The 21213-nt window shown below is 68.9% G+C and carries 17 protein-coding genes; 9 read left to right on the top strand and 8 right to left on the bottom strand.

Going from position 1 to position 21213, the window contains the following annotated elements; translation table 11 throughout:
• Positions 1–225: 225 nt before the first annotated feature.
• The 5 genes from ACEVQ6_RS01480 to ACEVQ6_RS01460 all read left to right on the top strand — a co-directional run bounded on the left by ACEVQ6_RS01480 (position 226) and on the right by ACEVQ6_RS01460 (position 7527).
• Complete coding sequence (locus ACEVQ6_RS01480) at positions 226–1479, top strand: MFS transporter (RefSeq protein WP_374887111.1); 1254 nt, start codon at positions 226–228, stop codon at positions 1477–1479.
• 215 nt (positions 1480–1694) lie between these two features.
• Positions 1695–5318, top strand: coding sequence for a peptidoglycan-binding protein (locus ACEVQ6_RS01475; protein ID WP_374887110.1), 3624 nt, complete (start codon positions 1695–1697; stop codon positions 5316–5318).
• A gap of 210 nt (positions 5319–5528) precedes the next feature.
• Positions 5529–6452 carry a sulfite exporter TauE/SafE family protein gene (locus tag ACEVQ6_RS01470; RefSeq protein WP_374887109.1) on the top strand — a complete coding sequence of 308 codons (924 nt, stop codon included), beginning with the start codon at positions 5529–5531 and terminating at the stop codon, positions 6450–6452.
• Positions 6452–7237: a TIGR02186 family protein gene (locus tag ACEVQ6_RS01465; protein ID WP_374887108.1), complete on the top strand. Its 786-nt coding sequence runs from the start codon at positions 6452–6454 to the stop codon at positions 7235–7237. Before ACEVQ6_RS01470 ends, ACEVQ6_RS01465 begins: the two co-directional genes overlap by 1 nt.
• A gap of 53 nt (positions 7238–7290) precedes the next feature.
• Complete coding sequence (locus ACEVQ6_RS01460) at positions 7291–7527, top strand: Lrp/AsnC ligand binding domain-containing protein (RefSeq protein WP_374887107.1); 237 nt, start codon at positions 7291–7293, stop codon at positions 7525–7527.
• A 2-nt stretch (positions 7528–7529) separates the two neighbouring features.
• Here ACEVQ6_RS01460 and pdeM read toward each other — a convergent pair whose 3' ends face one another.
• From pdeM to ACEVQ6_RS01445, 3 genes are read right to left on the bottom strand one after another with little or no spacing between them, the layout of a single operon-like run.
• On the bottom strand, positions 7530–8258 hold the full coding sequence (gene pdeM, locus ACEVQ6_RS01455) for a ligase-associated DNA damage response endonuclease PdeM (RefSeq protein WP_374887106.1): 729 nt from the start codon (positions 8256–8258) through the stop codon (positions 7530–7532).
• Between the two features lie 36 nt (positions 8259–8294).
• Positions 8295–10823 (bottom strand): ligase-associated DNA damage response DEXH box helicase, encoded by a 2529-nt coding sequence (locus ACEVQ6_RS01450; protein ID WP_374887105.1) that lies wholly within the window; start codon positions 10821–10823, stop codon positions 8295–8297.
• A 42-nt stretch (positions 10824–10865) separates the two neighbouring features.
• The gene (locus tag ACEVQ6_RS01445) at positions 10866–11501 is read right to left on the bottom strand and encodes a YitT family protein (protein WP_374887104.1); all 636 of its coding nucleotides are present in this window, start codon (positions 11499–11501) and stop codon (positions 10866–10868) included.
• A 154-nt stretch (positions 11502–11655) separates the two neighbouring features.
• On the opposite strand from ACEVQ6_RS01445, the gene ACEVQ6_RS01440 reads away from it, so the two are divergent.
• Positions 11656–15162 carry a PAS domain-containing hybrid sensor histidine kinase/response regulator gene (locus ACEVQ6_RS01440; RefSeq protein ID WP_374887103.1) on the top strand — a complete coding sequence of 1169 codons (3507 nt, stop codon included), beginning with the start codon at positions 11656–11658 and terminating at the stop codon, positions 15160–15162.
• 90 nt (positions 15163–15252) lie between these two features.
• On the opposite strand, the gene ACEVQ6_RS01435 is transcribed toward ACEVQ6_RS01440, so the two are convergent.
• The gene (locus tag ACEVQ6_RS01435; protein ID WP_374887102.1) at positions 15253–15897 is read right to left on the bottom strand and encodes a response regulator transcription factor; all 645 of its coding nucleotides are present in this window, start codon (positions 15895–15897) and stop codon (positions 15253–15255) included.
• 75 nt (positions 15898–15972) lie between these two features.
• The gene (locus tag ACEVQ6_RS01430; protein ID WP_374887101.1) at positions 15973–16374 is read right to left on the bottom strand and encodes a hypothetical protein; all 402 of its coding nucleotides are present in this window, start codon (positions 16372–16374) and stop codon (positions 15973–15975) included.
• A 90-nt stretch (positions 16375–16464) separates the two neighbouring features.
• On the opposite strand from ACEVQ6_RS01430, the gene ACEVQ6_RS01425 reads away from it, so the two are divergent.
• Positions 16465–16812: a DUF952 domain-containing protein gene (locus ACEVQ6_RS01425; RefSeq protein WP_374887100.1), complete on the top strand. Its 348-nt coding sequence runs from the start codon at positions 16465–16467 to the stop codon at positions 16810–16812.
• The gene (locus tag ACEVQ6_RS01420) at positions 16812–17897 is read left to right on the top strand and encodes a quinone-dependent dihydroorotate dehydrogenase (RefSeq protein ID WP_374887099.1); all 1086 of its coding nucleotides are present in this window, start codon (positions 16812–16814) and stop codon (positions 17895–17897) included. Before ACEVQ6_RS01425 ends, ACEVQ6_RS01420 begins: the two co-directional genes overlap by 1 nt.
• Here the strand turns inward: ACEVQ6_RS01420 and ACEVQ6_RS01415 are convergent.
• The 3 genes from ACEVQ6_RS01415 to ACEVQ6_RS01405 form a co-directional block, all read right to left on the bottom strand.
• Positions 17873–19240, bottom strand: coding sequence for an MATE family efflux transporter (locus ACEVQ6_RS01415; protein WP_374887098.1), 1368 nt, complete (start codon positions 19238–19240; stop codon positions 17873–17875). The genes ACEVQ6_RS01420 and ACEVQ6_RS01415 overlap by 25 nt on opposite strands.
• A gap of 64 nt (positions 19241–19304) precedes the next feature.
• A complete protein-coding gene (locus tag ACEVQ6_RS01410) occupies positions 19305–19811 on the bottom strand; it encodes a CAP domain-containing protein (RefSeq protein ID WP_374887097.1) in 507 nt (168 codons plus the stop codon).
• Positions 19811–20080, bottom strand: a complete 270-nt coding sequence (locus ACEVQ6_RS01405) for a DUF6460 domain-containing protein (protein WP_374887096.1) — start codon at positions 20078–20080, stop codon at positions 19811–19813. The genes ACEVQ6_RS01410 and ACEVQ6_RS01405 overlap by 1 nt, the downstream gene beginning before the upstream one ends.
• Positions 20081–20269: 189 nt before the next feature.
• Here ACEVQ6_RS01405 and ACEVQ6_RS01400 point away from each other — a divergent pair, with 189 nt between their 5' ends.
• Positions 20270–21211, top strand: coding sequence for a class I SAM-dependent DNA methyltransferase (locus ACEVQ6_RS01400; protein ID WP_374887095.1), 942 nt, complete (start codon positions 20270–20272; stop codon positions 21209–21211).
• Positions 21212–21213: the final 2 nt, after the last annotated feature.

The following is a 21213-nucleotide window of genomic DNA, read 5'->3' as shown; positions in this document are numbered from 1 at the left end:
CCGTCTTCGACGCCGTTGCCGCCCCGGATCGAGGCGAAGGGCCGATGCGGGAGCGGCGATCGCCGCGATACGGGCGTCTTTGCGCACCCGGTTGACGATCCCGACCCCGCCGGGACATGCCCGGTCGGGGACGGGCCATCGCCGATCGAGACGGAGACGCTTGACGGCGCCGGCGCGCGGTGACAGGTCAACGCCGGAGGCACTACGGATCTGGAGGAGTGTGCGATGTCGATCTCGGGACGCCGGACGGACGGCGACGGAAGGGGCGAGGTCGATTCGCCCTATGCCTGGTTCCGGCTGTTCCTCACGCTCGTTCTCGGCACGGTCGCCTGCGTCGGCAACTGGTCGGTCGTCGTCCTGCTGCCGATCCTCGAGATCGAGTTCGGCACGGTGCGCGGCGGCGCGTCCCTGCCTTATACCTGCACCATGCTCGGCTTTGCCTTCGGCGGCGTCGCCATGGGCCGGCTCGCCGACCGGGTCGGCATCGTCGCGCCGGTGCTGATCGGCGCCGTCCTGCTCGGCATCGGCTATGTCGCGGCCGCCTTCACCACCAGCCTCTGGCAGTATTCCGCCCTTTCGGCGGTGATCGGCCTTGGCTCGGCGGCGGGCTTCGCGCCGCTGATCTCGGACCTGTCGCACTGGTTCCGCCGGCACCGGGCGCTCGCGGTCGCCTTCGCCGCCTCCGGCAGCTATCTCGCGGGCGCGGTGTGGCCGCTCGTCATCGAGCACCTCCAGGCGACGCAAGGCTGGCGGGCGACCCATGTCGCGATCGGCCTGTTCGCACCGCTGGTGATGGTGCCGGTCGGCCTCCTGCTGAAACGGCGCCTGCAGAGCGCGACCTATCTCCAGGCCGAAGCCGCGACGGAGGCGGCGCGCGGCGAACTCGGCCTGAAACCCAACGTGCTGCAGGCCGTTCTCGTCGTCGCCGGCTTCGCCTGCTGCATGGCGATGTCGATGCCGCAGGTCCACCTCGTCGCCTATTGCGGCGATCTCGGCTACGGCGTCGCGATCGGAACGCAGATCATCGCCCTGATGCTGGGGCTCGGCGTCGTCAGCCGGCTCGCCTCCGGCGTGCTCGCCGACCGGATCGGCGCCGGGCCGATGCTGATCCTCGGCTCCTCCATGCAGGCGGCGGCGCTGATGCTCTACGTGTTCTTCAACAGCCAGTCGTCGCTTTATGTGATCTCCGGCCTGTTCGGCCTGTTCCAGGGCGGCATCGTGCCGATGTATGCGGTGATCATCCGCCAGTTCCTGCCGCCGCGCGAGGCCGGCATGCGCATCAGCCTCGTGCTGATGGCGACCGTTCTCGGCATGGCCTGCGGCGGCCTCGCCGCCGGCTACATCTTCGATGCCACCGGCTCCTACCGCCTCGCCTTCCTGCACGGTTTTCTCTGGAACTGCGTCAATCTCGTGCTCGTCAGCTGGCTCATCCTCTGGCCGAGGCTGCGCCGGCGCCGCCTCGTCGCCCGCGCGGCCTGAGCCGCCGCCGCACTCGTTAAAAAAACTTCAGGCTGGTTAACGGCTTGTTTACCACGTTTCGACGATGGTGAAGCCGCAAGGTTTGAAGTGGCGGCAGTCCTGTTCTTCGCGTGCCCGCAAGCTTCGTTCCGGCCTCCGATGCGCAGACTGCATCACGAAGGGCCCCTTGCGAAACGAGATTGCCACCTCCGACTGGCGACAAGGGCGAAGAACAGATGAACGGATCGCGAACCACTCCTCCCCGCGCAGGCGCAGGCCTCGGCGAACGGTCGTCGCTCGATGCGCTGAACCGCACGATCGAGGGACTGGAGGCACGGATCGAGGGGCTGATCGGCACGCCGGGGCGGGACCAGCGCCCGCGTCCTGCCGCCGACCGCGAGACGATCCGGCGCGAATCCGTTTCCGAGATCGTCCAGCGCCAGCGCGCCCTGCAGGCCGCGCGCGAGCCGCTCGGCCGCGACGCCGAGCCGGATGCGCGCACGCCGCAGCGCCGTGCCGAGCGCGAGCCGGCCTTCGCCCAGCATTTTCGCGATCCGCAGCCGGCGCCGCGCGAGCCGCAGCGCGACGTGCGGGGTGCCGGCGACATGACCGACATCGCCGAATCGCTGGTGTCGCTGCGCCACGACCTGAAGAAGGAGATCGCCGAGGGCGTCAACCGCGAGATGGCGGCGTTGCGCGCCGAGATCCGCAGCCTGAAGGCCGATGCCGGCGACCAGAACTTTCCCGACGAGGTGCGCTCCGACCTGCAGAAGCTCGCCGACAGCATCAACCAGCTCGGCCGCCAGGCCTCGCCCGCCCATGCGGATGCCCTGCGGGTCGAGCTCGACGGCCTGCGCAGCGTCATCGACGGGCTCGCCCGCGAGGACAGCGTCAAGCGCATCGAGACGCGCTGGACCGGCGTCGAGGACCGCCTGAAGATCTTCGACCGAAACCGCGACGACGAACTGCTGGCGCTCGCCCACCGGCTCGACGACATCAAGACGCAGATCGGCTCGCTCAATTCGGCGAGCGCGATCGTCGGCGTCGAGGACAAGCTGATCTCGGTCGCCAAGGCGATCGAGATGCTCGGCCGGCAGATGCGTCCGGACGAGCGGCTGGATTCGCAGTTCGCCGACCTCGACGCCCGCCTCGACGAGATCAGCCGCGCCATCGTCGCGAGCGGCCGCACGCCCGGTGCCGCGGAGGCCGCCACCGGCCGCCTCGAGGACCGGCTCGTCGGCCTCTCGCGCCAGATCGACGCGCTGGCCGCACCGGCCGACACGCTGACGCCGCGCATCGAGGCGCTGGCCGCCCGCGTCGAGGAACTGGCGAGCGAGAAGGCGGCCGTCGTGCGGCTCGAGGAGCGCATCGCCCAGCTTTCCGTTGCGCTCGAACAGTCGCGGGCCCACGAGATGCCCGATCTCGACGCCCATCTGTCGGACATTTCCCGCAAGATCGAGGCGCTCGATTCCGGCGAGGTCAATGCCGTGCTCGCCGAGCGGCTGGACGATCTCGCCCGCCGGATCGATGGTTTTCAGCCCTCTCAGCAGCCCCGCCTCGACGACCGCCGCTTCGAGCGGCTCGAGGACCGGCTGCAGGACATCGCCATCCGGCTCGAGGAGGCCCATGTCGCCCCCGTCGACGACCGCGACGCGCTGCGCAGCCTCGAGGCGCAGATCGCCAACCTGTCGAGCCTCGTCAGCCAGCCGCGCGGCGATTCGGCCGAGCTGACGGCGACTTTCGAAAGCCGAATGAGCGCGCTCGAGGATTACCTGGCGACGAGCGACGAATACATCATCGAGGCGGCCCGCCAGGCCGCCGAGGCGGTGATGGAGGCCTATTCCCGCAACGGTGCCCTGCAGGCCGCCGGCACGGCCGACGTCGCCGCGATCGCCGGCCTCGCGGACGATCTCAAGGCGCTGGAAGCGATGAGCCGCTCCAGCGAGGAGCGCACCGCGCGCACCTTCGAGGCGCTGCACGACACGCTCGTCCAGATCGCGACGAAGCTGGAAAAGCTGGAGGAGCAGGGCGAACAGGCGCGGATCGCCGAGGCGGGCGCCGTGGCGGAGCGGACGCTGCGCGGCCGTCGCCCGTCCATGCCGAAGGCGTCGCAGCCGCGTTTCGAGGATGAGGACGAGGACGATTTCGACACGGCGCCGGCGGCTCCGGTCGTCCGGCGCGAGGCGGCAGCCCCGTCGCGGTCGGTCGCCGACGTCGAGGCCAAGGCCGGCAGGACTGGACTGATCGCCGGGCTCGCGCGGCGCTTCTCGGCAAAGAAGGAGGCCGCCTCGCTCGATGCGGCCCGCCCCGCCGCCGATCCCGTGCCCTCGATCGATCCGTCGCTGGCAATGGCGCCCGAGGAGGCCAACCAGCTCCTGGAACCCGGCTCCGGCGTGCCGGACGTCAAGAAGATCCTGGAGCGGGTCCGCGCCGGCCAGATGGCCCGCGCCTCGGCGGGGGCCTCCGCCGACGCAGACAAGGCCGATTTCATCGCCGCCGCCCGGCGTGCGGCGCAGAACGCCGCCGAGGAGGTCGACGGCAATCTGCGCGCCAGCCGTCCGGGCGTGCCGTCCGCCGCCGGCGGCGTCTTCGCCCGCAACCGCCGGCCGATCATGATGGCCGTCGGCGCGATCCTTCTCGTCGTCATGTCCCTGCCGCTGGTCAACACGCTGGTGCGCGGCGACGCGGCCCCCGACGCCCCCGTCGCCGCGATCAGCGAGACCGTGGGCGAGACGGCCACCGACGACGCGGATCCGGCCGTTGCCGCCGACGAGACCCGGGCTCCCGATTCCGCCGGCGAAACGGCAAGCGCACTGGCGACACCGTCGCCGACGCCACAGGCAGGCACTTTCGAGACCCTGGAGCCGACGGACGGGCCGGTCTCGGAGCCGGCGCAGGAGACGTCGGCCGCGGTCGCGCCCGCAGGCGGTATCGACGCGCCGGCCGGCGATCCCGCCGCCGCCATCGAGCCGCTGCCGGAGGCGCCGGCTGCCGTCGCCGCGCCGATCGAGGTGCCCGTCGGCCTTGGTCCCGAGGCGCTGGTCGCCGCCGTCAAGGGCGGCGATCCGCTCGCCTATTTCGAGGTCGGCGCGCGCTACACCGAGGGCCGCGGCGTCAAGGCGGATCCGGCCGAGGCCGCCAAGTGGTACCAGCATGCCGCCGACAGCGGTTTCGCGCCGGCGCTCTATCGCCTCGGCAACCTCTATGAAAAGGGAACGGGGGTCGCGCGCGATCTTCCCAAGGCAAAGGCGTTCTACGAGGAGGCCGCCGCCAAGGGCAATGCCAGCGCCATGCACAACCTTGCCGTCATGTATGCGAGCGGCTCCGTCGGCGCGCCCGATTTCGCCGCCGCCGGCACCTGGTTCGAGAAGGCGGCCGAGCTCGGCGTGCGCGACAGCCAGTTCAACCTCGCCATCCTCTTTGCCCGCGGCAACGGCGTGCCGCAGGATCTGGAGCAGTCCTACAAGTGGTTCGCGATCGCCGCGCGCGACGGCGACCAGGACGCGGCGCAGAAGCGCGACGAGGTGGGCCAGGCGATGCGCCCGGAGCAGCTGACGGCCGCGAAGAAGATGTTCGAGGACTGGAAGCCGGCCCCGGTCGACAGCAATGCCAATGCGGCCGAGGTTCCGGACGCCTGGGCGGGCGAGCCGCTGAAGACCGCCTCTGTCGACATGAAGAAGGCGGTGCGCAACATCCAGGCGATCCTCAACAACAACGGCTTCGACGCCGGCCGGCCGGACGGCCAGATGGGCAAGAAGACGGTCGCCGCGATCAAGGCGTTCCAGACATCGATCGGCCAGGAGCCGACGGGCGAGATCACCGACGCGCTCATCAAGGAGCTGCTGAAGCGCAACTCCTGATCGCCGTCCGGGGCGGAGCGGCGGCTCCGCCATCGTCCCGACACGGTTGACAGGTCAGGATGGGCGGCGCATGAAAAAGAGGGGCCGCGCGGCGTTTTTCAAGCGCGCAGAGGCACTTCGATCCGCTTCTTCATAGGCCGGGCCGATCGCGGCACGGTCGCAACGCTGTCGCGTCGTCGGGCGCCTTTTTGACGTTTTCGGGGTTCGCCTGTGACGGTGTATCTGCCCATCGCCGAGTTGTCGGTCAACATACTGATCATCCTCGGCATGGGCGCGGCCGTCGGCTTCCTGTCCGGCATGTTCGGCGTCGGCGGCGGCTTCCTGATCACGCCGCTGCTGATCTTCTACAACATTCCTCCCGTCGTCGCGGTGGCGACCGGCGCCAACCAGGTGGTCGCCTCGTCGATCTCGGGCTCGATCACCCATTTCCGCCGCGGCACGATCGACGTCAAGCTCGGCACGGTGCTGCTCGTCGGCGGCCTTTGCGGCGCGACGCTCGGTGCCTTTCTCTTCTCGATCCTCAAGCGGCTCGGCCAGCTCGACCTGGTGATCTCGCTGCTCTATGTCGTGCTGCTCGGCACCGTCGGCACGCTGATGCTGATGGAAAGCGTGCGGGCGATGCGCAAGGCCGCGCGCAACGAGAAGGTGGCGCTGCGCCGTCCCGGCCAGCACAACTGGGTGCACCGCCTGCCGCTGAAGATGCGCTTCAAGAAATCGAAGATCTATCTGAGCGTCATCCCCGTCGTGACGCTCGGCTTCCTCATCGGCATGCTCACCTCGATCATGGGCGTCGGCGGCGGCTTCGTCATGGTGCCCGCCATGATCTACCTCTTGCGCATCCCGACCAATGTCGTCGTCGGCACCTCGCTGTTCCAGATCGTCTTCGTCTCGGCCTATACCGTCATCGTCCAGGCGACGACGAGCTATTCCGTCGACATCGTGCTCGCCTTTCTCCTGATGATCGCCGGCGTCGTCGGCGCGCAATACGGCGTGCGCGCCGGGCAGAAGCTGCGCGGCGAGCAGTTGCGGGCGCTCCTCGCGCTTCTCGTGCTCTCGGTCGGCCTCAGGCTCGGCGTCGAACTGGTGCTGACGCCGGAGGATGTCTATTCGGTCGTCTCGGCGGGGGGCTTCTGATGCGGCTTCTCCGCCTCGCCGCCGTGCTGATGGGCCTGGCCGCCACCCCGGCGGCCTCCCAGCCGACGGAGGACTTCACCGAGCGGCTGGACATCGGCATCTCCACCGACGAGATCGCGATCACCTCCGATTTCCGCGGCGCGGACCTGACGATCTTCGGCGCCATCGACGGCTTCGACCAGCGGCTGCTGACCCAGGGCAAGTACGACATCGTCGTCGCGCTCGAGGGGCCGAAGGACAATGCGACGGTGCGCCGCAAGGAGCGGGTCTTCGGCATCTGGATCAACACGCGCTCGATGACCTTCGAACTCGTGCCGGAATCCTATTCCCTGTCGAGCACGCGCGACCTCGACCTCATCGCCCCGCCCGAGGACATTGCGAACATGGGCATCGGCGTCGAGCACCTGCGGCTGACGCCGATGGGCTATTTCGGCGACGGATCGAACATGTCGGAATTTCGCAACGCCTTCCGCCGCCTGCGCGAGAAGTCCGGCGTGTTCGAGCGCAATCCCGGCGGCGTCGACTTCATCAGTTCGAGCCTGTTCCGCGCCTCGCTGCGCCTGCCCGCCAACGTGCCGAACGGGCTGCACATCGTGCGCGCCTATCTCTTCCGCGACGGCGTCTTCGTCTCGGCCAAGGCGCTGGAACTGCGCGTCGTCAAGACTGGCCTCGAACAGGCGATCACCCGCGCCGCGCACGAATCGCCGCTCGTCTACGGCATCGTCGCCGTGCTGCTCGCCGTCGTCACCGGCTGGGGCGCGAGCGTCGCCTTCCGCAAGGATTGACCGCGCGCGACGGATGGCCCACATCAGGGCGCTGAAACAGCGAGGCAAGACCGATGAAGCCGATTTTCGTCCAGATCCAGTGCCAGCCCGGCAAGACCTATGCGGTCGCCGACGAGATCTACCGCAAGGAAATCGTCTCGGAAATGTACTCGACCAGCGGCGACTACGACCTTCTGCTGAAGATCTATGTCGAGGAAGGCGAGGACGTCGGCAAGTTCATCAACGACAGCATCGCAAGCGTGCCGGGCATCGCCCGCTCGCTGACGACGCTGACCTTCAACGCCTTCTGACCTCAGCCGGCGAGGTTGGAAAACCGCACGGAATAGATCCGGTCGCGGCCGAGGAGATGCGCGATCAGCGCGGCGCGGTCGAAGAGGCCGGTCATCGCCTTGTGCCTGAGGTCGAGCCCGCCGGTGGTGACGCCGAAGGCCGGCATGATCAGCCGGGCGCCGTCGGTGGCGAAGCAGGCGCGGCGCACGGATTTCTCCCGCCGCGTCACCACGGCCGCCGGATGCAGGTGCCCGGCGATCTCGCCGCGCGTCGACGGTCCGAGCGAGGGCTCGTGGCGGAAGGTGAGCGCCCCGTGGCGGAAGGTGTCTAGGAAGACCCCCGGAAGGTCGGCGACGCCGTCCGGATCATGGTTGCCGGCGATCCAGATCCATTCGCGCCCGCGCGCCATCGCGGCGATCATCTCGCGGAAGGGTTGCGGCATCATCGCGGCGCCGACGCGGTCGTGGAACGTGTCGCCGAGGCTGACGACGACCTTCGGGTCGTGGCGGTCGACCAGGCGGGCGAGCAGCTTCAGCGTCGCCAGCGTGTCGTAGGGCGGCAGCATCATTCCGCGCCGGGCAAAGGCGGCGCCCTTTTCCAGATGCAGGTCGGAGACGACGAGGATGCCGTCATCGGGCAGGACCAGGCCGCCGAGCGGATCGAGCAGGGCGTGGACGCCGTTCACGGCGGTTTCGACCACCGGTGCGAAGGCGAGGTCCGGGGGCGCGGTGGCGAGCGCGATGCGTGTCATGCCGATCTTTCCATGTGCCGTGTCCGCCCCCGATGATCAGGGGGCAAGGCCCGCCATCGCTTCCTCGATCAGGTCCTCGGCGGCTTCGGCGAGAACGGCGTCCTGCGCCTCGCCCGCCACCGGTTCCTTGCCGATCTCCAGCATCACCGGCACGGCGAGCGGCGAAATCCGCGAAAGCCTCCGGTGGACGATATGGCCCTTGATTCGCTTCAGCATATCGCCAAGTCGCTGAATGTCCAAAAGGCCCGTTGCCGCATCGTTGCGCGTCGCCTCGAGCAGGATATGGTCCGGCTCGTGGCTGCGCAGCACGTCGTAGATGAGGTCGGCGGAGACCGTCACCTGGCGGCCCGACTTTTCCTGCCCCGGATGGCGCTGGTCGATCAGCCCGCCGATCACGGCGCAGTTGCGGAAGGTGCGCTTCAGGAGGAAGGATTCGTCGAGCCAGGCTTCGAGATCGTCGCCGAGCATGTCCTCGTCGAAGAGGCCGGCAAGCGGCAGCCGTTCCGCGAAGGCCTGGCCGAGATCGTCGAGCGCCCAGATCGCCAGCGCATAGTCGGTGGCGACGAAGCCGAGCGGCTTCAGCCCGCCCCGGTCGAGGCGGCGCGTCAGCAGCATGCCGAGCGTCTGGTGCGCCAGCCGCCCCTCGAAGGCGTAGATCACCATGTAGAAGCGCTGCCCGCGCGGAAAGGTCTCGATCAGGAGGTCGCTTTCGGCCGGCAGCATCGAGGCGTCGCGCTGCAGCGCCAGCCAGTCGCGCACCTGGTCCGGCAGGCGCGTCTGCTCGTCCGGGTCGGCGAGCATGCGCCGCACGCCGTCGGCAAGATATGTCGAGAGCGGGAACTTTCCGCCGGCATAGGAGGGTACCTTCGGGTCGAGCGTGTAGCCTTGGGAGACGAGGCATTCGTTCTCGCGGATGCCCTCGAAGCGCAAGACCTTGCCGGAGAAGAGGAACGTGTCGCCGGGCGAGAGCATCTCGACGAAATACTCCTCGACCTTGCCGAGAGCCATGCCGCCGCGCGACACCGCCGCCCTGCCGGGTTTGATGAGCCGGACGTTCAGCATCGGGTATTCGATGATGGTGCCGATGTTGAGGCGGTACTGCTGGGCGACCTTCGGATTGGCGACGCGGTAGCGCCCCTCCGGCGTCCGGCGGATGCGGGCATAGCGGTCATAGGCGCGCAGCGCGTAGCCGCCGGTCGCGACGAAATCGACGACGCGCTCGAAGGTCTCCCAGGTCAGATCGGCATAGGGCGCGGCGCTCAGGATCTCGTCGTAGAGCGCGAGCGGATCGAAGGGCTCGGCGCAGGCCATGCCGAGCACGTGCTGGGCGAGCACGTCGAGCGCGCCGCGCCCGACGGGCGGCGTGTCCTGCGCGCCGAGGGAACTGGCATCGAGCGCCGCCTGGCATTCCAGCACCTCGAATCGGTTGGCGGGAACCAGGATCGCCTTGCTCGGCTCGTCCATCCGGTGGTTCGAGCGGCCGATGCGCTGCGCCAGCCGGCTCGCCCCCTTCGGCGCGCCGACATGGATGACGAGATCGACATCGCCCCAGTCGATGCCGAGGTCGAGCGTCGAGGTGGCGACGACGGCGCGAAGCCGGTTCTCCGACATCGCAGCCTCCACCCGCCGTCGCTGGCCGACATCGAGCGAACCGTGATGCAGCGCGATCGGCAGCGTGTCCTCGTTGATCGACCAGAGCGACTGGAACAGAAGCTCGGCCTGGCTGCGGGTATTGACGAAGATCAGCGTCGTCCGGTGCGCCTTGATCGCCGCGTAGATGCCGGGAAGCGCATAGCGGGCCGAATGGCCAGACCAGGGCACGCGCTCGTCCGTGTCGAGGATGGAAATGTCCGGCTTCGCCCCGCCGGCGACGGTGATCAGGCCGGCATGCCGGTCCTCGCCGTCTGACTGGGGGCTCAGCCAGCGCTGCAGGTCCATCGGATCGGCGACCGTCGCCGACAGGCCGATCGCGCGCATGCCGGGCGAAAGCACCCTGAGCCGCGCCAGCCCCAGCGCCAGGAGATGGCCGCGCTTCGAAGTGACCAGCGAATGGAGCTCGTCGAGCACGACATGGCGCAGGTCCTTGAAGAACCGCCCGGCCTCGCCGTTCGCCAGGAGCAGCGCCAGCTGCTCCGGCGTCGTCAAAAGGATGTCGGGCGGGTCGAGCTTCTGCCGCTGGCGTTTCGCCTGCGGCGTGTCGCCGGTGCGGTTCTCGACGCGGACCGGCAGGCCCATCTCGCTGACCGGCGCCATCAGGTTGCGCTCGATGTCGACGGCGAGCGCCTTCAGCGGCGAGATGTAGAGCGTGTGGATGCCGGTGAAGGCGGTGCCGGGCGGCACGCGGCCGCGCTGCGTCAGCGACACCAGCGACGGCAGGAAGCCGGCCAGCGTCTTGCCGGCGCCGGTCGGCGCGATCAGCAGCATGTCCTCGCCGCTCCGCACCCGCATGAGCAGGTCGAGCTGGTGCGGCCGCGGACGCCAGCCCTTTCGCGCGAACCAGTCGCCGAAGAGTTTTGGCAGCACGAGGTCGGTCTCGGACGGAAAAGCGGTATCGATCTGGTTCACACGACCGAATGTAGTCGATCGCCGGCCGAAATGAAGGCGTGCCTAAAGCGCGATGTAGCGATCCTTGCGGTGGTTGATGGCGAGGAAGAGGTTGAGCGTCACCGCGCCGACGACCGAGCAGCCGATGACGAGGGGTTCGAGCACGGCGAAGGAAAGGGCGAGCACGGTCAGGTCGAAGGCGAGCTGGACGATGCCGGCCGGCCAGCCGAAGCGGTCCTGCAGGTAGACGGCGAGGATGCCGATGCCGCCGAGGCTCGCCCGGTGGCGATAAAGTGCCAAGAGGCTGAAGCCGAGCAGCAGGCCGCCGAGCAGCGCGCTCCACAGGGGATTGATCGAGGTGACCGAGATCAGCTTCGGCTGCACCTCGGTGATCAGCGAGGTCAGCGCGATGGCGATGAAGGTCTTGGTCGAGAAACCCCAGCCGAGCCGGCGCAGCGACAGCCAGTAGAAGGGCAGGTTGACGAGGAAGAACATCAGGCCGAAGCTTAAGCCCGTTGCGTAGTGCAGCAGGAAGGCGACGCCGGCGGTGCCGCCGGTGAGCAGCCCGGCGCTCGACAGGATGCCGATGCCGAGCGCTGCGATCATCGCGCCGGAAAAGATGCCCTGCGCATCCTCGAAGGGCGTGTGTTTCGTCGGCGACGGATTCCAGAAGCCGAACAGGCGGGCTTTGTCTGCCATAGGGGACCCCGGGTTGCCTCCCATGGCGGAGATTAGCCTGTACCGGGGCACAATCAAGGTGCGTCACGGCCGCCTCCCTCTATGACTTAAGGCTGAGGCCGTGCCGATTTTCTTCGCGGAGGGCTTGGCCTATGCTGGCGGCGGAGGAAAAACAATGCTGTCGGCGTCCGTGATCTTCGCTTCGGCCTTCGCCTATTTGACGCTGCTCTTCGCCGTGGCGAGCTATGGCGACCGCAAGACGCGCGGGCGCCCGCCGGTGACGCGAGGGCGGCCGCTCGTCTATGCGCTGAGCCTTGCGATCTACTGTACCTCCTGGACCTATTTCGGCGGAGTCGGGCTCGCGGCGGAACACGGGCTGGAATTCACCGGCATCTATATCGGCCCGATCCTGATGTTCACGCTCGGCCTGCCGCTGATCCGCCGCATCATCCAGCTCGCCAAGGCGGAGAAGCTCACCTCCGTCGCCGATTTCATCGCCGCCCGCTACGGGAAGAACCCGGCGGTCGCCGCCATCGTCGCGCTGATCTCGCTGATCGGCGCCATTCCCTATATCGCGCTCCAGCTGAAGGCGGTGTCGAGCTCGGTCAGCGCGATGATCGACACCAGCGAATACGGCTTCGGCTCCGGCCCCGCCTCGATCGACCTGCCGCTGCTCGTCACCCTGTTCCTCGCCTGTTTCGCCATCGTCTTCGGCACGCGCCACACGGACGCGACCGAGCACCAGGACGGGCTGATCCTGGCGATCTCGATGGAATCGGTGGTGAAGCTCGTCGCCATGCTCGCCGCCGGCGCCTATGTGCTGTTCGTCCTGTTCGACGGGCCGGGCGACCTCTGGACGCAGGCGCTCGCCCATCCGAAGGCGGTCGCGGCGCTTCAGTACGACACGCCGCTGCCGCGCTGGCTGCTTCTGATCGGCCTTTCCTGCGTGGCGATCATCATGCTGCCGCGCCAGTTCCACGTCACCGTCGTCGAGAACCGCACGGATGCGGAACTGCGCACCGCCGGCATCCTCTTCCCGCTCTATCTGGTGGCGATCAACCTCGCCGTGCTGCCGGTGGCGCTGGCCGGCATCCTGAAATTCTCCGGCACCGGCGAGGCCGATCTCTACCTTTTGACCCTGCCGCTTGCCGGCGACGTGCCGCTGCTCACGCTTTTCACCTTCATCGGCGGCTTCTCGGCGGCGACCGCCATGGTCATCGTCGCCTCCGTCGCGCTGTCGATCATGGTGTCGAACGACATCGTCATGCCGGTGTTCCTGCGCCGCAACCTGATGGGCCGCACGGCGCAGGTCGACAGCATCGCGGGCACGCTGCTCAACATCCGCCGCACCGCCATCCTCGTCGTGCTGTTGCTCGGCTATGCCTATTACCGCGCCGCCGACATGAGCGCCGGGCTCGCCTCGCTCGGCCTGCTCGCCTTCGCCGCGATCGCCCAGATGGCGCCGGCGCTGTTCGGCGGGCTCGTCTGGCGCCAGGCGAATGCGCGCGGCGCGATCGCCGGCATGCTGTCCGGCATCTTCGTCTGGGCCTATCTCCTCTTCCTGCCGAGCCTCGGCGGGCCGGACAATTCTCTGGTCGCCGCCGCCGTCCTCTCCTTCCTTTTTCCCTTCCATGGCCTGTTTTCCGGGCCGTCCGCCGATCCGCTCGTCAATGCCGTGGCGCTGAGCCTCCTCGTCAATGTCGTCGCCTATGTCGTCGGCTCGATGACGCGGGCGCCGAAGCCGCTGGAACGGCTGCAGGCGGCCGTCTTCATCCGGCGCAAATCCCGCTCCGAACGCAGCTTTCGCGGCCGCAAGACCAAGGTCACCGTCGCCGACCTGAAGACGACGATCGCCAAATATCTCGGCGAGGAGCGCATGCGCCGCTCGTTCACCAGCTACGAGCGCCAGTCCGGTCGCCGCTTCGCCGATGCCGAACCCGCCGACATGGCGCTCGTCCATTTCTCCGAGCAGCTTCTCGGCAGCGCCATCGGCTCGTCCTCGGCCCGTCTCGTGCTCTCGCTCGTGCTCCAGCGCATGGACGATGCCTCCTCGGACACCGCCTGGCTGCTCGACCAGGCGAGCGAGGCGCTGCAATACAATCAGGACATGCTGCAGACGGCGCTGTCGCAGATGGACCAGGGCATCGCCGTCTTCGACAGCTCCAGCACGCTGATCACCTGGAACCGCCGCTTCCGCCAGCTTCTCGACCTGCCGGAGCATGCCGGCCAGGTCGGCTTTCCGCTCGCCGGCATCGTCTCGATCCTCGTCGAGCGCGGCGACATCGCCCCGGACGAGGAAAAGGCGCTGGTCGAGAATGTCTTCACCCTCGACACGCCGTTCCAGCTCGCGCTTTCCGGCGGCGCGCGCATCATCGAGGTGCGCACCAACGCCATGCCGGACAAGGGCATCGTCACCACCTATACCGACATCACCCAGCGCGTCGCCGCCGACATGGCGCTGAAACAGGCGAACGAGACGCTGGAACAGCGCGTCGCCGAGCGCACCGCAGAGCTCACCCGCGTCAACCGCGAACTCGCCGAGGCGCGCGCCGCCGCCGACGACGCCAATATCGGCAAGACGCGCTTCTTCGCCGCCGCCGGCCACGACATCCTCCAGCCGCTGAACGCCGCCCGGCTCTATTCCTCCTCGCTGGTCGAGCGCCTCGGCGATTCGAGCGAGCGCATCCTGGTGCAGAACATCGATTCCTCGCTCGAATCGGTCGAGACCATCCTCGGCGCCGTGCTCGACCTGTCGCGCCTCGATACCGGCGCGATGAAGCCGCGCATCCAGTCGGTCGAACTGAACGAGCTCTTGCGCCGCATCGAGACCGATTTCCAGCCGATCGCCCGCGCCAAGGGCCTCCGGCTGACGATCATGCCGACCTCGCTTACGGTGCGCACCGACCCGAACCTGTTGCGCCGGCTGGTGCAGAACCTCGTGTCGAACGCGATCAAGTACACGCTCTCCGGCCGTGTCCTCGTCGGCGTGCGGCGCCGTGCCGACAGGGCGGTGGTCGAGGTCTTCGATTCCGGCATCGGCATCCCAGCATCGAAGTTCCGCACCGTCTTCAAGGAGTTCGCCCGGCTCGACGAAGGTGCGCGCACGGCCGCCGGCCTCGGCCTCGGCCTGTCGATCGTCGACCGCATCGCCCGCGTGCTGAACCACCCCGTCGACCTGCAGTCGCGCCAGGGCCACGGCACGGTGTTCCGCGTCACCCTGCCGGTCGACCGGCATGTCCCGGGCCGTGTCCGCACGCAACCCGCGCCGGTGCCGGTCCGCGCCTCCGAGCCGCTGTCGGGCCTGCGCGTCTTCTGCATCGACAACGAAAAGCGCATTCTCGACGGCATGCGGGTGCTGCTCGGCGGATGGGGCTGCAGCGTCGTCGCGCTCGATTCGCTTTCCGCCTGCGAAGCGATCGATCCCGCCGGGGTGCCGCCTCCGGATGCGGTCATCGCCGACTATCATCTCGGCGACGGCACCGGCATCCTGGCGATCGCCGCCGTGCGCCGGGCCTATGGCGCGGCGATCCCGGCCCTTCTCGTCACGGCCGACCGTTCGCCGGAGGTGCGGGGTGCCGCCGAGCAGGACGCGGTGGCCTTGCAGAACAAGCCGGTGCGCCCGGCGTCGCTGCGCGCCTGGCTGACGCAGCTCTCGGCGTCCCGCAAGGTCGCCGCCGAGTGAGGCATGCCACGCAAGACCCGGCGGTCTTGCGAAAGGACGGGCGCAAGGGCACGGATCCGAAGCATCGCGATCTGCTTCCGGCGCGGCGCGTCAGGCCGCCACCGCGCCGATCTTCGAGAGCTGGATGACCGCCTGGGTGCGGCTGTCGACGTTGAGCTTCAGCAAGATCGCCGAGACATGCGCCTTGATCGTCGCCTCGGACACGCCGAGCTCGTAGGCGATCTGCTTGTTGAGCAGGCCTTCGGCGAGCATGCCGAGCACGCGCGACTGCTGCGGCGTCAGCGTCTGCAGCCGGTTCAGCAGCGCCTTGACCTCCGGCTCCTGCTCCGCTCCCTGATAGTCGCGCGGCGTATAGACGTTGCCGGCGATCACCGTGTCGACGCCGTCGCGGATCTCGTCGATGCCGGCGGATTTCGACAGGAAGCCGGAGGCGCCGAGCGCCAGCGCCCGCTGGATCGTCGCGGCATCGTCATGGGCCGAGACCACGACCACGGGCAGGCTCGGAAACTCCGCCCGCAGCGCGATCAGCCCCGAAAGGCCGCTGACCCCCGGCATGGTCAGGTCGAGCAGCAGCAGGTCCGCTTCGGGACAGCCCTCGATCGCGGCGCGCACGTCGGAGAAATCGCCGGCCTCGACGATCCTCGTGTCGCCCGCCATGGAAGAGAGCGCCTGGCGCATCGCGCCGCGAAACAGCGGATGGTCGTCGGCGATGATGATGGTGAGATTGTCGGCCATGCGCGTCCTCCCGGTACGGCGCGGTCGCCGGATCCTCCGTCCGCGTTCCGCGCCATGACGCCATTCCGGGAGACCTCAGGTCTTCTGCGGCTCGGCATCCTCCCGGCCGAAATCCTTCACGATCCCCATGAATGTCCGCATCATTCTTTCCATGAGGCTCATCGTCTGGTCAATCTCTTCCTGCGTCGGCAACCGTGGTTTGAGCGGATTTGCCGGTGCCGACGCCGCATTTTCCAGCGCCTCGACCCGTTTGGTCAGGAGATCGAGCTCCAGTTCGAAGGCCGTGCGCTCATCCGCCGCCATCCGGCAGACCATCTGCCCGTCGTCCTCGCGGCAGAGCGACACCTCCCCGGTCTCCGTGTCGAGCCGGGCGATGCCGGTCTCGGTCTTCTGCATGGCGTAGCGGCCCGCGCCTTCCGCCGCGGCGGTGCCGCAGGCGGACAGGAAGGCGGCAAGGCACAGGATCTCTCTCTTCATCGAAAGCGTCTCCGGTTGCGGTCGGTGGACAATCGCCGGACTTTGCGGCATTGCGACGACAACGAGGCATTAAACGCGAGGCTGCCGCCGATGGACGAGGTCATCTACAAGATCGTGCCGCAAACGCTGTGGGAGGAGGCGCGCCGGACGGGCGTCTTCGAGGGCGCGCCGGTCGACCGCGCCGACGGTTTCATCCACTTCTCCACCGCCGCGCAGGCCCGCGAGACGGCGGCGAAGCATTTCGCCGGGCAGGGCGACCTCCTTCTCGTCGCCGTCGACGCCGCCGCCCTCGGCACGGCGCTCGTCTACGAGGTCTCGCGCGGCGGCGCGCTGTTCCCCCATCTCTACGGCCCCCTGTCGCTCGATCATGTTCGCTCTGAAATCCCTCTGCCGCTTGGGAACGACGGCGCCCATCGCTTCCCGGCGGAGATCGCCTGATGGGCGCGTTTGACCGGCTCGCCCGCTGCGGCCTGTTCTTCCTTGATCCCGAAACGGCGCACGGCCTGTCGATCCGCGCGCTTTCGAGCGGATTGGTCCCGGTCTCCGCCCCGCCGCGCGATCCGCGTCTTGCCCAGACCGTCGCGGGGCTCGTTTTCGACAACCCGCTCGGCATGGCCGCCGGCTACGACAAGAATGCCGAGGTGCCGGAAGCGCTGCTCCGGCTCGGCTTCGGCTTCACCGAGATCGGCACGGTGACGCCGAAGCCGCAGGCCGGCAATCCGCGGCCGCGCATCTTCCGGCTCAAGGCGGACGAGGCCGTCATCAACCGGCTCGGCTTCAACAATGACGGCCACGAGGCGGCCTTCCGCAGGCTCTCCGCCGTGTCGCGCGACGCGATGGTCGGCGTCAACATCGGCGCCAACAAGGACAGCGCCGACCGCATCGCCGATTACGTCGCCGGCATCCGCCGCTTCTATCCCGTCGCCCGCTATTTCACCGCCAACATCTCCTCGCCGAACACGCCGGGGCTGCGCAGCCTGCAGGACCGCGAGAACCTCGCGGCCCTGCTTTCCGCCGTGATCGCCGCGCGCGACGCCGAGGCGGTGAAGGACGGACGCCGCGTCCCGGTCTTCCTGAAGATCGCGCCGGACCTGACCGAGGAGGGCATGGACGACATCGCCGCCGAGGCGCTCGACCGGCGCCTCGACGGGCTGATCGTCTCGAACACCACCCTGTCGCGGGCCGGGCTGAAGGATGGCCGGCAGGCGGGCGAGGCGGGCGGGCTTTCCGGCAGGCCGTTGTTCGAGATGTCGACGGCGGTGCTTGCCCGCATGCGCAGGCGCGTCGGGCCGGCCATGCCGCTCATCGGCGTCGGGGGCGTCGGCTCGGGCGAGGACGCGGCGGAGAAGATCCGCGCCGGCGCCGATCTCGTCCAGCTCTATTCGATGATGGTCTACGAGGGCCCGTCGCTGCCCGGCCGGATCGTCCGCGACCTGTCGCGCCTCTGCGACCGGGAGCATCTCGGCGCGATCCGCGAGATCCGCGACAGCCGCACCGGCTACTGGGCGGCGCGGAAGGTCTGAGCCGAGCGGCGCGGCACGAGCGCGAACAGGAAGACGCCGCGCAGCACCAGGAAAAGGTTCAGCGACGCCCAGAGCCCGTGATTGCCGAAGGCCGGTACCAGCACGAGAAGGGCGACGCCGTAGCAGAGGAAGGCGGCGATCATCATGTTGCGCATGTCGCGCGACCAGGTGGCGCCGATGAAGACGCCGTCCATCAGGAAGGCGAGCGCGCCGGTCATCGCCGTCACCGCCGCCCAGGGCAGGTAGACATAGGCGGCGGCGCGCACATCCTCGGCCGTCGTCAGCAAATCGACGACGGCCCGGCCGACGAGGAGGAACAGGACGGTCGTGGCGGCGGCGAGGCCGAGCGACCACAGCGCGGTCATCCTCAGTGCCCGGTCGAAGGCGGGGCGGAAGCGCGCGCCGATCGCGCGGCCGACGAGCTGCTCGGCGGCGTTGGCGAGGCCGTCGAGATAGTAGCCGGCGACCATGAAGATGGTCATCAGCACGGCATTGGCGGCAAGCGTCACCGGACCGGACTGCGCCCCGACCCGCGTCATCAGCAGGAAGACCGAAAGCAGCACGAAGGAGCGGATCATGATGTCGCGGTTGAGGGCGAAGAGAAGCCTGAGCCGCGCCCTATCGAAGATCCGCGCCCAGGACGGCGCGCCTTTGCGGTCGAAGCGGCGATGAACGATGGCGAAGCCCGCGACCGCGCCGACGACCTCGCCGGTGACGGTGGCGATCGCGACGCCCGCCACGCCCCAGCCGAGGACGAGGCCGAGGACGATCGAGAGCACGATGTTGATGCCGTTGATCAGCGTCTGCAGCAGGAGGCCGGTCGTTCCCTCGCCGCGCCCGAGCACGAAGCCGAGAATGGCATAGTTGGCAAGTGCCGCCGGCCCGGAGAGGATGCGGCAGAGGAAATAGGTGCGCGTCACCTCGGCGACCTCGCCCTGCGGCCCCATCACGGCGAGGCCAACGGCGAGAATGAGCGGCGAGAGCACGACCATCGCCGTGCCAGCGGCAAGCGCGATCAGCAGTGAGCGCCAGAAGACCGCCTGCTCCTCCGCCCGGTCGCCGCGGCCATAGGCCTGCGCCACGAGGCCGGTCGTCGCCGCGCGCAGGAAGTTGAAGGTGACGAAGAGCAGGTCGAAGATCAGCGCGCCGATCGCAAGCCCGGCGATCGCCTCGGCCCGGCCGAGCTGGCCGATCACCGCCGTGTCGACGAGGCCGAGCAGCGGCGTCGTGAGGAAGCCGAGCGTCATCGGCACGGCGATCGAGAGGATCAGCCGGTGGGTCACGTGGAAGGGGCCGGCGCCCTCGGGCAGGGTCTCGGCGGGCGTCGTCGGGGAAGCGGTCATGGGCATGATCCGGTCTCATGCCGCCGGCAGGGAAGGTGCCGGGGCGGCTCGGCGCGAATCGCCGTCAGCCGGAAAGTACCATGGCCCAATAAGGACGCTCGCCGGAAACCGGATTGCGCGCGACCGCGACGCCGAGGCCGCGATAGGGCCTGCCCAGCATGTTGGCGAGGTGCTTCGGCGAATCGACCCAGGCCTGGAACGCGCGCGCCGCCTCCCTCTGGCCGCTGGCGATGTTTTCCGCCGCGGGAAGCGTGACGCCCTGGCCATTCATCCGCTTGCCGAAATCGGCGCCGAAGCCGATATTGTGCTCCATGCGGCCGGCGCGCGCCATGCGCGCCGCCTGGTCGAGCGCCGCGGCCCGGGCCTTCGGGTCGGCCTCAAGCGGTGCGAGGCCTTTTTTGCCCCTCAGCGCGTTGACGGCGGCGAGCATCGCCTCCGTCTGGTCCTCGCCGGTGCCGGTCTCGGGCAAAAGCACGCGCGACGTGGTGCAGGAGGCGAGCAGGCCAAGGGCGCCGAGCCCGCCGAGGCGAAGCGCGATGCGCCGGGACGGGAGGAAAGCCGCCTCCGCCATCACGACCGCCGCGTGCCGAAGAGCCGGAGCAGGATGAAGGCCGGCACGACGATGGTGGCGCCGAGCAGGAGATAGTCGCCGACCCGGCCGAGCGCGGCAAAGCCGGTGTGCCAGAGGTCGAAGAGGAAATCGCGCACCGCATCGTAGACGTCGAGCGGATAGACGCCGAAGAAGCTCATGACGAAGCCGACGAGGACGGACACCACGATCAGCTTGACCAGCACCCTGAGCGGGCTGTCCCCGAGAAATCTGTTCAGTCCTTCGGCCATCGGCCCTTCGTCTCCTGTCTGCGACGCGCGGAATGCGGTCGATGATGCGGCACGGCGCTTGCGCAGGTCTTGCCCGCCGGACGGCAAGGCTGCCGGCCCTCTGCGCAAGGCAGGGGCGCGTCGAAATTCCGCTTGTCTTTTGCCGCGCGGCCCGCCAGATGCCGTGGACATCACAAAAACGGTGAAACGATGGTCGCAGACCCGCTGTCCTCCGGAGATCTGATCGCCGACCGCCGCGCCGGCTATGCCCGCATGCTCGCGGAGGGCGGCGAGGCGGAGGCGGCGGCCGACCTGATGCGCCAGGCGCTGGAGATCGTCCCCTCCTGGGCCGCCGGCTGGTTCGAGCTCGCCGGCTACGAGGAGCGCGCCGGACATCCCGGCCAGGCGGCCGACGCGCTGCGTCGCACCCTGCTGCTGCAGCCGGACGACATCTTCGGCGCCGGCCTGAAGCTCGCGCGGCTCGGCGTGGCCGATGCTCCTGCGACACCGCCGAGTGCCTATGTCGCCCGCCTCTTCGACGATTATGCCCGCCGTTTCGACGCGGCCCTGACCGAGCGGCTTGCCTACAGCGTGCCGGAGACGCTCGCCGCGCTTGTGCTTCGCGAGAGGGACGGCGCGACGTTTCCCCTCGCCGTCGATCTCGGCTGCGGCACCGGCCTTTTCGGCGCCCGCGTCCGTCCGCATGTCGGCCGGCTCGAAGGTTTCGACCTTTCCGCCGGCATGCTGGCGGAGGCGCGGGCGAAGGATCTCTACGACCTGCTGGCCGAGGCCGACCTGTCGCTGCCGCCCGGCGACAGCGGGCTCTTTTCCGGCGCGCTCGCCCGCCACCGCGCCGATCTCGTCAGCGCCGCCGACGTGCTGATGTATCTCGGCGACCTGAAGGCGGCCTTCGCCATCGTTGCCGCGCTCGTCGCCCCGCATGGCCGCTTCGCCTTCTCCGTCGAGGATGCGGGTGCCGAGGGCGACGTGGTCCTGCGCCCGTCGCTGCGCTATGCCCATTCCGAGGCCTATCTGCGCGCGATGTGCGACGGTCACGGCCTGGACATCGTCGCCGTCGAGCGGTCGGTCATCCGCATGGATGCCGGCGCGCCTGTCCACGGCCTTCTCTGCCTCGCCGCCGCGAGGGGCTGAGG

This window comes from Ensifer soli, from assembly GCF_041928815.1.
In the GTDB taxonomy this organism is placed as follows: Bacteria; Pseudomonadota; Alphaproteobacteria; order Rhizobiales; family Rhizobiaceae; genus JBHFEI01.
Note: the sequence above shows the minus strand (reverse complement) of the source record. Positions and strands in the feature narration are given on the sequence as shown.

Coding starts and splice junctions, on each gene's coding strand:
- ACEVQ6_RS01435 (WP_374887102.1), bottom strand. CDS start 15,897: ATGGCCGACAATCTCACCATCATCATCGCCGACGACCATCCGCTGTTT.
- ACEVQ6_RS01400 (WP_374887095.1), top strand. CDS start 20,270: ATGGTCGCAGACCCGCTGTCCTCCGGAGATCTGATCGCCGACCGCCGC.
- ACEVQ6_RS01420 (WP_374887099.1), top strand. CDS start 16,812: ATGGGCGCGTTTGACCGGCTCGCCCGCTGCGGCCTGTTCTTCCTTGAT.
- pdeM (WP_374887106.1), bottom strand. CDS start 8,258: ATGACACGCATCGCGCTCGCCACCGCGCCCCCGGACCTCGCCTTCGCA.
- ACEVQ6_RS01460 (WP_374887107.1), top strand. CDS start 7,291: ATGAAGCCGATTTTCGTCCAGATCCAGTGCCAGCCCGGCAAGACCTAT.
- ACEVQ6_RS01445 (WP_374887104.1), bottom strand. CDS start 11,501: ATGGCAGACAAAGCCCGCCTGTTCGGCTTCTGGAATCCGTCGCCGACG.
- ACEVQ6_RS01425 (WP_374887100.1), top strand. CDS start 16,465: ATGGACGAGGTCATCTACAAGATCGTGCCGCAAACGCTGTGGGAGGAG.
- ACEVQ6_RS01465 (WP_374887108.1), top strand. CDS start 6,452: ATGCGGCTTCTCCGCCTCGCCGCCGTGCTGATGGGCCTGGCCGCCACC.
- ACEVQ6_RS01410 (WP_374887097.1), bottom strand. CDS start 19,811: ATGGCGGAGGCGGCTTTCCTCCCGTCCCGGCGCATCGCGCTTCGCCTC.
- ACEVQ6_RS01405 (WP_374887096.1), bottom strand. CDS start 20,080: ATGGCCGAAGGACTGAACAGATTTCTCGGGGACAGCCCGCTCAGGGTG.
- ACEVQ6_RS01415 (WP_374887098.1), bottom strand. CDS start 19,240: ATGACCGCTTCCCCGACGACGCCCGCCGAGACCCTGCCCGAGGGCGCC.
- ACEVQ6_RS01480 (WP_374887111.1), top strand. CDS start 226: ATGTCGATCTCGGGACGCCGGACGGACGGCGACGGAAGGGGCGAGGTC.
- ACEVQ6_RS01440 (WP_374887103.1), top strand. CDS start 11,656: ATGCTGTCGGCGTCCGTGATCTTCGCTTCGGCCTTCGCCTATTTGACG.
- ACEVQ6_RS01430 (WP_374887101.1), bottom strand. CDS start 16,374: ATGAAGAGAGAGATCCTGTGCCTTGCCGCCTTCCTGTCCGCCTGCGGC.
- ACEVQ6_RS01475 (WP_374887110.1), top strand. CDS start 1,695: ATGAACGGATCGCGAACCACTCCTCCCCGCGCAGGCGCAGGCCTCGGC.